Source organism: Streptomyces vulcanius (genome assembly GCF_042653945.1).
In the GTDB taxonomy this organism is placed as follows: domain Bacteria; phylum Actinomycetota; class Actinomycetes; order Streptomycetales; family Streptomycetaceae; genus Streptomyces; species Streptomyces mangrovi.
The window spans coordinates 1-13,735 of the sequence record NZ_JBHSFK010000002.1 but is presented as its reverse complement, the minus strand read 5'-3'; the positions used below and the strand labels follow the sequence as shown (position 1 = coordinate 13,735).

Sequence of the window (13,735 nt, the reverse complement as noted above, 5' to 3'; positions counted from 1 at the left end):
GGCGGTGGTCAGTCCTCGCCGTAGCGCGGATCCACCGTCTCCGGGGTCAGCCCCAGCAGCTCCGCCACCTGCTCCACGACCACCTCGTGCACCAGCGCGGCCCGTTCGTCGCGCCCCTTGGTGCGGATCTCGACCGGCCGCCGGTAGACGACCACCCGCGCCCGCCGTCCCTCGCGCGCGGGAATCGTCCCGCCGAGCGGCACCGCCTCGTCGTTCCACGGCTCCCCGGCCGCGGCAGGCCGCGGCACCTCGAGGACCATGAAGTCGATGTCGGCCAGCTGCGGCCACCGCCGCTCCAGCCGCTCCACGGAGTCCTGCACCAGATCGGCGAACGCGTCGGCGCGGCTCGCCGCCAACGGCACCTGAGGGGGCGCGATCGGTCCCCGCATGCCCCTGCCGTGGCGATCACGGCGACGGGGCCCGGGGCCGGTGGCGCGGGGCGGTACGGGGTTGTCCATCACTACTGAAGCGTAGACCCCGCCGCCACCGGGCGCCCGGCCCCCACGCGGCATCCCGGACACCGCAGGCCCGCCCCGCACCCCATGTCGCGGGATGACCATTCCAGCCAAGGTTGGGCTCGAATCCGTATCTCTCCCAGAGCGGTGAACTCACGGCAATTGATGCCGTTTGTATCGACTGGCGACCGGGGGTGTCCGTCCCCATGTCGTTAAGGGCTGGTGTTCGTGCAGGTCAGCGAGGTATGACTGGAGAGACTTGTGGGGCGTTGCACAACACGACACGGTGGAGTGACCTGGTGGAGAGTCGTCGCGGCCCGCTCAAGAGTGCGGTACCGTCCAACGTCGTGAGCCCTGTACGTCGCTGTTCGCGAACTGCCTGCGGCCGACCCGCCGTCGCAACGCTGACGTACGTCTACGCCGACTCGACCGCGGTCCTCGGCCCGCTCGCCACCTACGCCGAACCCCACTGCTACGACCTGTGCGCAGAGCACTCCGAACGCCTCACCGCCCCGCGCGGCTGGGAGGTCGTCCGGCTGCTGGACAGCTCGGCTCCCGCGCGGCCCAGCGGCGACGATCTGGAAGCGCTTGCCAACGCCGTCCGTGAGGCGGCCCGCCCGCAGGAGCGCAGGGCCCAGGCCGGTGGCGGCGGCCGTGGGGCGGACCCGATGGAGGTCGCCCGCCGCGGCCATCTGCGGGTACTGCGCTCCCCGGACAACTGAGCGTCCTTCTTCCAACGGTCTGCCGCACACCCATTGACGCACTGTTGTCGCGGACACGACCATTCGGTTCGGTGAGGAACGAGAAAACGCTTTCCGCATCACGGAAACGTGAGCGGAATCCTGACCGAAACCGGGGGCGCCCGTGTACGTCCAGGAACTCGAACCCGTCGCCGACTCGCTCACCCTGTCCGCCCTCGTCGCGGCCCTCCCGCTGCTGACCGTCCTGATCCTGCTCGGCGGCCTGCGGCTCAAAGCCCATCTCGCGGGCCTGGCAGGCCTTCTGACAGCCGTTCTGGTCGCCTGCTTCGCCTACTCGATGCCCGTCGGCCAGACCCTCTCCAGCGCCGCCCAGGGCGCCGCCTTCGGGCTCTTCCCCATCCTGTGGATCGTCGTCAACGCCCTGTGGGTGTACCGGATGACCGTCCGCACCCGCCACTTCGACATCCTGCGCCGCTCCTTCGGGCGGCTCTCCGACGACCCGCGCATCCAGGCCCTCGTCATCGCCTTCTGCTTCGGCGCCCTCCTGGAGGCCCTCGCCGGATTCGGCGCCCCGGTGGCCATCTGCTCCGTCATGCTCGTCGCCCTCGGCTTCGACCCCGTCCGCGCGGCCGTCGTCGCACTCGTCGCCAACACCGCGCCCGTCGCCTTCGGCGCCATGGGCACCCCCGTCGTCACCCTCGCCCAGGTCACCGGCCTGCCCCTGGACTCCGTCGCCTCCGTCGTGGGCCGCCAGACACCACTCCTCGCCCTCGTCGTCCCCCTCGTCCTGGTCGGCCTGGTGGACGGCCGCCGCGGCCTGCGCGAGACCTGGGTACCCGCCCTTGCCTGCGGAGTCGCCTTCGCCGCCGCCCAGTTCGCCGCTGCCAACTACTTCTCCGCCCAACTCGCCGACATCGCCGCCTCCCTGGCCGGCGCCGCCGCTCTGCTCGCCGTACCGCACACGCGCGTACCCGCATCCGACGCGGTACGCGCACGCGTACTGACCGGCGCGCGCAGCGAGGAACTCGACGAGCAGGACCCGCGCCCCGAGATCGTCCGCGCCTACGCCCCCTACGCGCTCATCGTCGCGATCTTCTCCGTGGCCCAGATCCCCGCCGTCAAGGACTGGCTGGCCCGCGCGACCCGCACCTACGACTGGCCCTTCCTGAACGTCGTCGACCCCGACGGCGCACCGGTCGGCGGCAACGTCTTCACCTGGCCCGTCGCCTCGACCGGCGGCACCCTCGTCCTGCTGGCCGGACTGGCCACGGCGGCCGTACTCGGCGTCCACGCACGCGTGGCACTCAGGGAATGGGCCGCCACCGTCCATGAACTGCGCCACGCGATCCTGACCGTGACGTCCGTCCTGGCTCTCGCGTACGTCATGAACCTCTCCGGACAGGTCGCGACCATCGGCCACCTCGTGGCGGCGGCCGGCGCCGGCCTCGCCTTCCTGTCACCCGTCCTGGGCTGGTTCGGCGTCGCCGTCTCCGGCTCCGACACCTCCGCCAACGCCCTCTTCGGCGCCCTCCAGGTCACCGCGGCCCGCGAGTCGGGCCTCTCGCCCGAACTGCTGGCCGCCGCGAACAGCTCCGGCGGCGTCCTCGGCAAGATGATCTCGCCGCAGAACCTCACCATCGCCTGCGCCGCCGTCGGCCTCGCCGGCCGCGAGGGCGACCTGCTGCGCAAGGTGCTGCCGTGGAGCGTGGGCCTGCTGCTGGTCATGTGCCTGATCGTGGTCGCCCAGAGTTCACCGGTCCTGGGCTGGATGCTGCCGTAACGGCGTCGCAGGACCGCGGTGCGGCGCGCAAGGTTACTTCTACGGGTCCACGGGGTGGGCTCACGGCAGGCGGTGAACCGATCCAGGTAGTTTGTGCCGACTGGTTCGCCGACTATTTGTGGCGACTGAACAGGACTTCAGGAAGGTTGGGCAGTGGCTGCTGATCTGTCGCAGATCGTGAAGGCGTACGACATCCGCGGGGTGGTCCCGGACCAGTGGGACGAATCCCTGGCCGAACTGTTCGGCGCGGCCTTCGCCCGGGTGACCGACGCAGAGGCGATCGTCGTCGGCCACGACATGCGCCCCTCCTCGCCCGGCCTGAGCACGGCCTTCGCCCGCGGCGCCGCCGCACTCGGCGTGGACGTCACCGAGATCGGCCTGTGCTCCACCGACCAGCTCTACTACGCCTCGGGCGCCCTGAACCTGCCCGGCGCGATGTTCACCGCCTCGCACAACCCCGCCCAGTACAACGGCATCAAGCTGTGCCGCGCCGGCGCCGCCCCGGTCGGCCAGGACACCGGCCTGGCGGAGATCCGCGAACTGGTGGAGGGCTGGATGAAGTCGGGCGCCCCCGAAGGCGCCGCCGCACGGGGAACCCTCACCCGCACCGACACGTTGAGGGATTACGCGGCGTACCTCCGCTCCCTCGTCGACCTCACCTCCATCCGCCCCCTGAAGGTCGTCGTCGACGCGGGCAACGGCATGGGCGGCCACACGGTCCCCACGGTCTTCGAGGGCCTGCCCCTGACCCTCGTCCCGATGTACTTCGAACTGGACGGCACCTTCCCCAACCACGAGGCCAACCCCCTCGACCCGGCGAACATCGTCGACCTGCAGAAGCGGGTCCGCGAGGAGTCCGCCGACCTCGGCCTCGCCTTCGACGGCGACGCCGACCGCTGCTTCGTCGTCGACGAACAGGGCGACCCCGTCTCCCCGTCCGCGATCACGGCCCTCGTCGCCGCCCGCGAACTGGCCCGCCACGGCGGCTCCGGCACCGTCATCCACAACCTGATCACCTCCTGGACCGTCCCCGAGGTCGTCAAGGAGAACGGCGGCACCCCCGTCCGCACCCGCGTCGGCCACTCCTTCATCAAGGCGGAGATGGCCCGCTCCGGCGCGATCTTCGGCGGCGAACACTCCGCCCACTACTACTTCAAGGACTTCTGGAACGCCGACACGGGCATGCTCGCCGCCCTCCACGTCCTGGCCGCCCTCGGCACCCAGCAGACCCCCCTCTCCGCCCTGCTGTCCGCCTACAACCGCTACACCGGCTCCGGCGAGATCAACTCCACCGTCGCCGACCAGGCCGGCCGCATCGCCGCCATCAAGGCCGCCTACGCCGACCGCCCCGACATCACCCTCGACGAACTCGACGGCCTCACCGTCACCGCCCCCGACTGGTGGTTCAACGTCCGCCCCTCCAACACGGAACCCCTCCTCCGCCTCAACGCGGAAGCCCGCGACGAACCCACCATGAACAAGATCAAAGACGAGGCCCTGACCATCATCCGCTCCTGACCCCCCTCCCACAGCCACCACCACAAACCCCCCTCGCCCCGGCCCACACCCCCACAGGGCGCGGGGCGGAGCCAAGGGGGACGGCCACCTTCTGGTCGACCGAGTTGCCGGGGGCGGGGCGGGCCCAGAGGGGACGGCCACCTCCTGGCCGGCCGAGGTGCCGGGGGCGGGTGCGGAGCCCCGGGGTTGCTTTCCGGCCGACCGAGTCGGGTGATGGGTGGGCGAAGGCCGGGGTCCAGGGGCGGAGCCCCTGTCGGGGTCGAAGGGGCGGAACCCTGGGCATGGGACCGGGTAAGGGCGGCGGGGGCGAACCCCACCACCCCCACCCCCACCAGCGGTACCCTGACCAGGCACATCCGCACACCCGCCCACCCCGAAGGGACCCCTCATGCCGCTCGAAGCCGGCCTCCTGGAGATCCTCGCCTGCCCGGCCTGCCACGCCCCCCTCAAGGAGCAGGACACCGAGCTGATCTGCACAGGTCAGGACTGCGGTCTGGCATACCCGGTCCGCGACGGCATCCCCGTCCTCCTCGTCGACGAGGCCCGCCGCCCCGCGTAACAGGGAGCAACCGCCCCCACCCCCAGCCCACACCCACCCCAACGGCACCCGCACAACCGAACCCCGGCGATCGGAGACTGCCCCCATGCTCGACGACTCGCTGCTGGACACGCCGGAGGCCCTCGCCGAGGCCGACCACCGAGCCCTCCTGCGCGGCGCGGCCGAAGCCGGCGCCCGAGTCCGCACCGCCGCCCGGCACGCCACCGAAGCCGGCGTCCAGAACCTCAAACCGGACGGCCGCCCCCGCGCGATCCTCATCGCGGGCCCCGGCGCCGCCGCCACCTGCGTCGCCGACCTCCTCGGCACCCTCGCCGGCGCCGCCTGCCCGGTCATCCGCCTCGCCCCCACCGGCGTCGCCCCCGCCGCGGGCGCCCTGCGCTGGGACCTCCCCGGCTGGGCCGGCTCAGTGGACCTCCTCCTGATCGCCACCCCGGACGGCACCGAACCCGGCCTCTCCCTCCTCGCCGAGCAGGCCTACCGCCGAGGCTGCTCCGTCGTCGCCGTAGCACCGGCCCGCACCCCCCTCACCGAGGCGGCCGACGCCGCGCACGGCCTCTTCGTACCCCTGGCGACAGCCCCGTACGAACAGGACGAGCAGCCCCCCGTCGCGGCCTCCGCCCCCGGTGTCCTCTGGGCCCTCCTGACGCCCCTCCTCGCACTCCTCGACCGCATCGCGCTGCTCTCCGCCCCGCCCGAGGCGATCGAGAAGGTCGCCGACCGCCTCGACCAGGTCGCGCAACGCTGCGGCCCCGCCATCGCGACGTACAGCAACCCGGCCAAGACCCTGGCCGGCGAACTCGCCGACTCCCTCCCGGTGATCTGGACCGAGGGCACCTCCGCCGGCCCCGCCGGCCGCCGCTTCGCCGCCGCCCTCGCCGAACTCGCCGGCCGCCCCGCCGTCGTCGCCGAACTCCCCGAGGCCCTCGTCGAACACAGCGCCCTGCTCGCCGGTCCCCTCGCCGCCAGCGCCGACCCGGACGACTTCTTCCGCGACCGCGTGGAGGAAGCCCCCGCCCTGCACGCGCGCGTGGTGCTGCTGCGCGACCGCCCGATCGGCGGCCTCACCGCCGCCCCGGCCGCCCGCGACCTGGCCCTCAGCCACGACACCCCGATCAGCGAACTCGAACCCGAGGACGGCGACGAACTCGTCACCCTCGCCGAACTGATCGCCACCACCGATTTCGCCGCCGTTTACCTGGCGCTCGCCTCACAGGCCTGATGTAGGGACCGACAGCGACCCATCAGGGCCCACGACCCCCGCCAGACACCCCCGCACGACAGACAGACAGACGGATAGACAGGCAGGCACAGAACCGATGGACCGCCTCGACAACACCATCCGCCCCTACGCCTGGGGTTCCCCCACCGCGATCCCGCACCTGCTCGGCACCGAGCCGACCGGCGAACCGCAGGCGGAGATGTGGATGGGCGCCCACCCGGGCGCCCCCTCGCACACCCCCCGGGGCACCCTCGTCGAGGTCGTCGAAGCCCACCCGCAGCAGGAACTCGGCGCGGCGACCGTCGCCAGGTTCGGCCCCCGCCTCCCCTTCCTCCTCAAACTCCTCGCCGCCGGCGCCCCCCTCTCCCTCCAGGTCCACCCCGACCTCGAACAGGCCAAGGAGGGCTACGCCGACGAGGAGCGCCGCGGCATCCCCGTCGACGCCCCGCACCGCAACTACAAGGACGCCAACCACAAGCCCGAACTCATCTGCGCCCTCACCGAGTTCGACGGCCTGTGCGGCTTCCGCGACCCGCTGCGGGCCGCCGGCCTCCTCGACGCCCTCGGCGTCGACTCCCTCAAGCCGTACGTCGACCTCCTGCACGCCCACCCCGAGGAGGCGGCCCTGCGCGAGGTCCTCACCGCGATCCTCACCGCCGACCCCGAGGACATGGCCCACACGGTCGCCGCCGCGACCGCCGCCTGCGACCGCCTCGGCGGCGACTACGCCCCCTACGCCGGCATCGCCCACCACTACCCCGGCGACCCCGGCGTCATCGCCGCCATGCTCCTCAACCACGTACGGCTCCAGCCCGGCGAAGCCCTGTTCCTCGGCGCCGGCATCCCGCACGCCTACCTCAGCGGCCTCGGCGTCGAGATCATGGCCAACTCCGACAACGTCCTGCGCTGCGGCCTCACCCCCAAGCACGTCGACGTCCCCGAACTCCTGCGCGTCGTCCGCTTCGCGTCCGGCGACCCCGGCGTCCTGCGCCCGGAGGCCTCCCCCGACGGCGAAGAGCTCTACGACACCCCGATCGACGAGTTCCGCCTGTCCCGGTACGTCCTCCCCGAAGACGGCGACGCCCGCGACCTGACGCGCGCCACCCCGCAGATCCTGCTCTGCACGGCCGGCACGGTCCGCGCCGGGGAACACGAACTGACACCCGGCCAGTCGGTCTTCGTCCCGGCCGGAGAGAAGGCCGAGGTCTCCGGTGAGGGAACTCTCTTCCGCGCCACTGTGATTGTCTGACCGGGCTTGTGGACACCTGACACGGCGACGCCCCGGCGGGCTGTAAGAATGGCCCACCGGCAAAGCCCGGGCAAAGACCCGGTCGGCGAACCGGACAAACGAAGGCGAAGGGACAACGCGAACTCATGAGCGCGTCAGGCGGCACCAGGGCGATCGTGGCGGCACTCGGCGCCAACCTCGCGATCGCGGTATCCAAGTTCGTGGCGTTCGCCTTCAGCGGCTCGTCCTCCATGCTCGCCGAAGGCGTGCACTCGCTCGCAGACTCCGGCAACCAGGCACTCCTGCTCATCGGCGGCAAGAAGGCCCAGCGCGAAGCCACCCCCCAACACCCCTTCGGCTACGGCCGCGAGCGCTACATCTACGCCTTCCTCGTCTCCATCGTGCTCTTCTCCGTCGGCGGCATGTTCGCCATCTACGAGGGCTACGAGAAGATCAAGCACCCGCACGAGATCGAGCACTGGTACTGGCCCGTCGGCGTCCTGATCTTCGCGATCATCGCCGAGAGCTTCTCCTTCCGCACCGCCATCAAGGAGTCCAACGAACTCCGCGGCAAGCTCTCCTGGTCGCAGTTCATCCGCCGCGCCAAGGCCCCCGAACTGCCCGTCGTCCTCCTGGAGGACTTCGGCGCCCTCATCGGCCTGATCCTCGCCCTCGGCGGCGTCGGCATCGCCCTGCTCACCGGCGACGGCATCTGGGACGGCATCGGCACCGTCTGCATCGGTGTCCTCCTCGTCCTCATCGCCCTCGTCCTCGCCGCCGAGACCAAATCCCTCCTCCTCGGCGAGGCCGCCGGACTCGAAGACATCGAGAAGATCGAGGCCGCCATCGTCGACGGCGACACCGTCACCGGCATCATCCACATGCGCACCCTCCACCTCGGCCCCGAAGAACTCCTGGTCGCCGCCAAGATCGCCGTCCGGCACGACGACACCGCCACCGAAGTCGCCACCGCCATCAACGCCGCCGAGGCCCGCATCCGCGAAGCCGTCCCCATCGCCCGCGTCATCTACCTCGAACCCGACATCTACAGCGCCACCGAAGCCGCCAAGGGCGCCGACCCCGACGCAGCCCCCGGCGGCCCGGCCCAGCCCCCCGCCGACCACTGACCCCGCCCCTCACGGTCCGTGATCGGCGTGATCCGATCGCTTGTGGACTGGGGCCGCCCGCCGCCACCGGTGTAGCTTGGAGACGAGCCAGACGTCGCTGCTGATGGCGGTCGGGCGGTCCACACACGGACCGGCCGAGGGAGAGAGGGCCTCCGACGGACTGCGCTGCGCGCACGCGGGCATGCCTGTGTCCCCTAATGGGCACCCCTGTGTCCGCCGCCGCGCAGACCAGCCGTATCCGGACCTCGAACCCAACCCCGAGGAGCAGCACACCATGACGACTGTCGACAACCGACAGGACTTCAAGGTCGCCGACCTCTCCCTGGCCGCCTTCGGCCGCAAGGAGATCACTCTCGCCGAGCACGAGATGCCCGGCCTCATGGCGATCCGCAAGGAGTACGCCGAGGCCCAGCCCCTCGCCGGCGCCCGCGTCACCGGCTCCCTGCACATGACCGTGCAGACCGCCGTCCTCATCGAGACCCTGGCCGCCCTCGGCGCCCAGGTCCGCTGGGCCTCCTGCAACATCTTCTCCACCCAGGACCACGCGGCCGCCGCCATCGCCGTCGGCCCCGAAGGCACGGTGGACACCCCCCAGGGCATCCCGGTCTTCGCCTGGAAGGGCGAGACCCTCGAGGAGTACTGGTGGTGCACCGAGCAGGCCCTGACCTGGCCGGACAGTCCCACCGGCGGCCCCAACATGATCCTCGACGACGGCGGTGACGCCACCATGCTCGTCCACAAGGGCGTCGAGTACGAGAAGGACGGCAAGGTCCCCTCGCCCGACACCGCCGAGTCCGACGAGCACCGCGTCGTCCTCGAACTCCTCACCCGCACCGTCGCCGAGTCCCCGCAGAAGTGGACCCAGCTGGCGTCCGAGATCCGCGGCGTCACCGAGGAGACCACCACCGGCGTCCACCGCCTGTACGAGATGCAGCGCGACGGCGTCCTCCTCTTCCCGGCCATCAACGTCAACGACGCCGTCACCAAGTCGAAGTTCGACAACAAGTACGGCTGCCGCCACTCCCTGATCGACGGCATCAACCGCGCCACCGACGTCCTCATCGGCGGCAAGACCGCCGTCGTCTTCGGCTACGGCGACGTGGGCAAGGGCTGCGCGGAGTCCCTGCGCGGCCAGGGCGCCCGCGTGATCATCACCGAGATCGACCCGATCTGCGCGCTGCAGGCGGCGATGGACGGCTTCCAGGTCACGACCCTCGACGAGGTCGTCGACAAGGCCGACATCTTCATCACCACCACCGGCAACAAGGACATCATCATGGCCTCGGACATGGCCAAGATGAAGCACCAGGCCATCGTCGGCAACATCGGCCACTTCGACAACGAGATCGACATGGCCGGCCTCGCCAAGCTCCCCGGCATCGTCAAGGACGAGGTCAAGCCGCAGGTCCACACCTGGACCTTCCCCGACGGCAAGGTCCTCATCGTCCTCTCCGAGGGCCGCCTGCTGAACCTGGGCAACGCCACCGGCCACCCCTCGTTCGTGATGTCCAACTCCTTCGCGGACCAGACCCTGGCCCAGATCGAGCTGTTCACCAAGCAGTCCGAGTACCCGACCGGCGTCTACACCCTGCCCAAGTACCTGGACGAGAAGGTCGCCCGCCTCCACCTGGACGCCCTCGGCGTCAAGCTGACGACCCTCCGCCCCGAGCAGGCCTCGTACATCGGCGTCGACGTCGACGGCCCGTACAAGGCGGACCACTACCGCTACTGAGCCCTGCACCCAGCAGGCAGCCAGCCCGTAGCCGGAAGAACCTCAGAGACAGGCCCCCGCACCCCCGTGTCGGGGGCCTGCCCCTTCGGCCCCACGGCCGGACCGCGGCACCGCCGCACCGCTCCGACCAGGCCCGTCAGCCCTCAGGACCCTCATGCCCCGCGGCCGTTATTCGCTCCACGATCCGCACGATCACACCCCCCTCGCACACGAGCACTTCCAGTGCGCCCCAGGCCCCTCCGGCTGGCGCTACGTCTCCCAGCTCACCACCCCAGCGGGCGATCACACCGGCTCCGTCGACCTCACTCTCGACGACCTCGGCCGCCCCATCCGCCTCGAACTCCACGCGCACAGCTGGCAGGTACGCGGCGCGGCCCTCGACGGCGTCACCTGGGTCCGCACCGACCCCACCGGCACCGAAGCCAACGAAGGCAATGTCCCCGCCCACGCCTTCACCGGCACATCCCCCGCGTTCCTCATCGCCATCACCCGTCTCCTGCGCCTCACCCCCTCCTCGTCCGCGACCCGCGTACGCCTCGTCGCCTTCACCGATCCGGTCCTCGCCCCACGCACCGTCGACCAGTCCTGGGCCCTGGTGAAAAGAGAAGCACACGCCACTGACAACGCCCCCCTGACCGTGGACGAATACCAGGTCACAGCCCTGGACACCGGCGAACAGCACGCCGTGCACATCGCCGGAGACGTGGTCCTCGCGGCCCCCGGAATCGAGCTCGAGGACCTCGAATCACCCCCGTCGGCCTTCACCTGACCCGCTCCCCGGCCAGGGCTAGGCCGGTGGCACGAACCCGGTGCCCCGCCCCGCAGCCGGGTCGCCCTCGGCCCGATCACCCTCGGGCGCAGGACCGTAGGAGACCGACGGCCCAGATGGAGCCGTAGGCGCCACAGGAACGGTCGGAGCCACCGGCGTCGACGGGCCCACGGTCGCCGGCGGTGCAAAAGGTGTGGACGGAGCAACGGGTATCGGCGGCGCGAACGGCGTCGGCGGCGGAAACTGCACCGGAGCCTGCGGTCCGTTGCCGAAAGCCCGTCGTGCCTCCCGGACCTGCCGCTCCTGCACCACCGCCGCCAGATACGCGGCCGGCGGCACCCCCGGCGGCACCGGAACGCCCGTCCGCTCCGCGAGATCACCGGCCAGCCGCCCCGCCATCGCCCAGCCCACCTGCGGCTCCAGCTGACTCATCCGCCCCAGGTACTGCCGCACGGCCAGCCACAACCCGTCCGGCACCGCCGACAGATCCAGCTCCTGGAACCGGCCCGCCAACCACGGCGGAGGCGGCGGCAGAAAACCGCCCCGCGCCACCGGCACCCGCTCCCGGACGACCAGCGTCCCGGCGAAGACATCACCGAGCCGACGCCCCCGCGCCGACACGAGCGAGGCGACACACGCCACCACCCCGAACGTCAGCAGAATCTCGACCACCCAGAGCGCACCCCGCACCAGCGCATGCCGGAACCGGATCGGCCCGCCGTCGTCCCGCACCACCCGCAGCCCGCACGCCAGCTTCCCGAGCGACCGCCCCTGGCTGAGCGTCTCCACCGCGATCGGCCCGCCCACCAGCACCAGCAGAAACGTCGCGATCGACACCGCGACCCGCGCCGCCTCGTCCATGGACGCCGTCGCCGCAAGCAGAACGAGACTCACCACGACATAGGCGACCACGACCACCACAAGATCCAGCAACGCGGCCAGCGCCCTGCTCGGCAGCTTGGCGGGCTGCAACTCCAGCGCCACCGCCTCACCCGTCACCAGCTCACTCACGCCCGTGGCCCCTTCCCCGACCTGCCCCTTGAACGGCCAGTCTGCCAAGCTGAGGGCACATCGCGCCGCGGTACGACAAGCTGACACCCACCACCGGCAGCCGACGAACAGCCGAGGAGCAGGCACACCGATGGACCTCGACGTCTTCGTCACCGCCCACCGGGCCGAATGGGACCGCCTCGACGCCCTCCTGCGTCGCAGGCGCAGCCTCACCGGAGCCGAGGCCGACGAACTCGTCACCCTCTACCAGCGCACCGCCACCCATCTCTCCCTGATCCAGTCCAGCGCACCCGACCCCCAGCTCACCGGTCGGCTCAGCCAACTCGTGGCACGCGCGCGTAGCGCCGTCACCGGGACCCGCCGCGCCTCCTGGCGCGATGTCACCCGGTTCCTCACCCAGGCCTTCCCCGCGGCGGTCTACCGCTCGCGACACTGGTGGATTCCCACCGCCCTGCTCTCCACCGCCGTCGCCGCTCTCCTGGGCTGGTGGATCGGCACCCACCCGGAAGTCCAGTCCTCCATAGCGGCCCCCGACGAACTGCGCGAGCTGACCCGTCCCGGTGGTCAGTACGAGACGTACTACTCCAGCCACCCGGCCGCCGCGTTCGCCGCCCAGGTCTGGACGAACAACGCCCAGGCCGCCGCGATGTGCCTGGTTCTGGGTGTCTTCCTCGGCCTTCCGGTGCTCTGGATCCTCTTCCAGAACATGCTCAACCTCGGCATTGGCGCCGGCCTCATGTCCTCGGCCGGCCGCCTCGACACCTTCCTGGGGCTGGTCCTCCCGCACGGGCTGCTCGAGCTCACCGCGGTCTTCGTCGCCGCCGGCACAGGCCTCCGCCTCGGCTGGACCGTCATTGACCCCGGCCCGCGCTCACGGCGCACCGCTCTGGCGGAAGAGGGCCGAGCCGCGGTCGGCATGGCGATCGGCCTGGCCTTGGTCCTCTTCGTCTCCGGCGCCATCGAAGGCTTCGTCACTCCTTCGGGCCTGCCCACCTGGGCCCGCATCACCATCGGCGTCACCGCCGAACTGGCCTTCCTCGCATACGTCTATGTCCTCGGCGGCAGAGCCGCTCGCGCCGGTGACACGGGCGATGTCGAGGCGGCCGAACGAAGCGCCACGGTGCCCACAGCCGCCTGATGTGCGGATGCGTCCGGTGAACTGCTAGTCTCCTCTTCGCCCCGCAAGAGCCGTTGACACGGCGCACGTGGGGAGGTAGATTTGAACAGTTGCCTGGAACTCGGTGTAGTCGAGTCGGCGACGATGAAAATCTATCGGCCTCGCGGAACACTTCTTCCGCAGAAGCCCCCTCCCGATGAATCGGAAAACGAATGGCCGGTCAGATCGGCCTGGAACTTCTGATAAAGTCGGAACCGCCGGAAAGGGAAACCGCGCAGCGAATAGCGCGGGAACCTGGAAAGCACCGAGGAAATCGGATCGGGAAACGGTCTGATAGAGTCGGAAACGCAAGACCGAAGGGAAGCGCCCGGAGGAAAGCCTGAGAGTGTCTCGGGTGAGTACAAAGGAAGCGTCCGTTCCTTGAGAACTCAACAGCGTGCCAAAAATCAACGCCAGATATGTTGATACCCCGTCCCACGGCAGTGATAGCCGGGGATGAGGTTCCTTTGAAGTAGAACA

General features: G+C 70.8%; 12 protein-coding genes. 10 read left to right on the top strand and 2 right to left on the bottom strand.

What is annotated here, in order from left to right; genetic code table 11:
- Positions 1 to 8: 8 nt before the first annotated feature.
- Positions 9 to 458, bottom strand: coding sequence for a metallopeptidase family protein (locus tag ACFPIH_RS02275; protein ID WP_381167570.1), 450 nt, complete (start codon positions 456 to 458; stop codon positions 9 to 11).
- Between the two features lie 296 nt (positions 459 to 754).
- Here ACFPIH_RS02275 and ACFPIH_RS02270 point away from each other — a divergent pair, with 296 nt between their 5' ends.
- The 9 genes from ACFPIH_RS02270 (at position 755) to ACFPIH_RS02230 (ending at position 11,088) form a co-directional block, all read left to right on the top strand.
- Complete coding sequence (locus tag ACFPIH_RS02270) at positions 755 to 1,177, top strand: DUF3499 domain-containing protein (protein ID WP_381167568.1); 423 nt, start codon at positions 755 to 757, stop codon at positions 1,175 to 1,177.
- Between the two features lie 142 nt (positions 1,178 to 1,319).
- Positions 1,320 to 2,936: an L-lactate permease gene (locus tag ACFPIH_RS02265; RefSeq protein ID WP_381167566.1), complete on the top strand. Its 1,617-nt coding sequence runs from the start codon at positions 1,320 to 1,322 to the stop codon at positions 2,934 to 2,936.
- Positions 2,937 to 3,089: 153 nt separating this feature from the next.
- Positions 3,090 to 4,454: a phosphomannomutase/phosphoglucomutase gene (locus tag ACFPIH_RS02260; protein WP_381167564.1), complete on the top strand. Its 1,365-nt coding sequence runs from the start codon at positions 3,090 to 3,092 to the stop codon at positions 4,452 to 4,454.
- Between the two features lie 388 nt (positions 4,455 to 4,842).
- Positions 4,843 to 5,013: a Trm112 family protein gene (locus ACFPIH_RS02255; RefSeq protein WP_007382472.1), complete on the top strand. Its 171-nt coding sequence runs from the start codon at positions 4,843 to 4,845 to the stop codon at positions 5,011 to 5,013.
- Between the two features lie 85 nt (positions 5,014 to 5,098).
- Positions 5,099 to 6,232 (top strand): SIS domain-containing protein, encoded by a 1,134-nt coding sequence (locus ACFPIH_RS02250; RefSeq protein WP_381167561.1) that lies wholly within the window; start codon positions 5,099 to 5,101, stop codon positions 6,230 to 6,232.
- A gap of 97 nt (positions 6,233 to 6,329) precedes the next feature.
- On the top strand, positions 6,330 to 7,481 hold the full coding sequence (manA, locus tag ACFPIH_RS02245) for a mannose-6-phosphate isomerase, class I (RefSeq protein ID WP_381167559.1): 1,152 nt from the start codon (positions 6,330 to 6,332) through the stop codon (positions 7,479 to 7,481).
- Between the two features lie 125 nt (positions 7,482 to 7,606).
- A complete protein-coding gene (locus ACFPIH_RS02240) occupies positions 7,607 to 8,587 on the top strand; it encodes a cation diffusion facilitator family transporter (RefSeq protein ID WP_381167557.1) in 981 nt (326 codons plus the stop codon).
- A gap of 274 nt (positions 8,588 to 8,861) precedes the next feature.
- Entirely contained in the window at positions 8,862 to 10,319 is a 1,458-nt protein-coding gene (gene ahcY, locus ACFPIH_RS02235) for an adenosylhomocysteinase (RefSeq protein ID WP_381167555.1), read from the top strand.
- A 154-nt stretch (positions 10,320 to 10,473) separates the two neighbouring features.
- Entirely contained in the window at positions 10,474 to 11,088 is a 615-nt protein-coding gene (locus ACFPIH_RS02230) for a hypothetical protein (protein WP_381167553.1), read from the top strand.
- Positions 11,089 to 11,106: 18 nt separating this feature from the next.
- Here ACFPIH_RS02230 and ACFPIH_RS02225 read toward each other — a convergent pair whose 3' ends face one another.
- Positions 11,107 to 12,099: an RDD family protein gene (locus ACFPIH_RS02225; RefSeq protein ID WP_381167551.1), complete on the bottom strand. Its 993-nt coding sequence runs from the start codon at positions 12,097 to 12,099 to the stop codon at positions 11,107 to 11,109.
- 130 nt (positions 12,100 to 12,229) lie between these two features.
- On the opposite strand from ACFPIH_RS02225, the gene ACFPIH_RS02220 reads away from it, so the two are divergent.
- Entirely contained in the window at positions 12,230 to 13,237 is a 1,008-nt protein-coding gene (locus ACFPIH_RS02220; protein WP_381167549.1) for a stage II sporulation protein M, read from the top strand.
- Positions 13,238 to 13,735: the final 498 nt, after the last annotated feature.

Coding starts and splice junctions, on each gene's coding strand:
- ACFPIH_RS02275 (WP_381167570.1), bottom strand. CDS start 458: ATGGACAACCCCGTACCGCCCCGCGCCACCGGCCCCGGGCCCCGTCGC.
- ACFPIH_RS02255 (WP_007382472.1), top strand. CDS start 4,843: ATGCCGCTCGAAGCCGGCCTCCTGGAGATCCTCGCCTGCCCGGCCTGC.
- ACFPIH_RS02250 (WP_381167561.1), top strand. CDS start 5,099: ATGCTCGACGACTCGCTGCTGGACACGCCGGAGGCCCTCGCCGAGGCC.
- manA (WP_381167559.1), top strand. CDS start 6,330: ATGGACCGCCTCGACAACACCATCCGCCCCTACGCCTGGGGTTCCCCC.
- ACFPIH_RS02240 (WP_381167557.1), top strand. CDS start 7,607: ATGAGCGCGTCAGGCGGCACCAGGGCGATCGTGGCGGCACTCGGCGCC.
- ahcY (WP_381167555.1), top strand. CDS start 8,862: ATGACGACTGTCGACAACCGACAGGACTTCAAGGTCGCCGACCTCTCC.
- ACFPIH_RS02230 (WP_381167553.1), top strand. CDS start 10,474: ATGCCCCGCGGCCGTTATTCGCTCCACGATCCGCACGATCACACCCCC.
- ACFPIH_RS02220 (WP_381167549.1), top strand. CDS start 12,230: ATGGACCTCGACGTCTTCGTCACCGCCCACCGGGCCGAATGGGACCGC.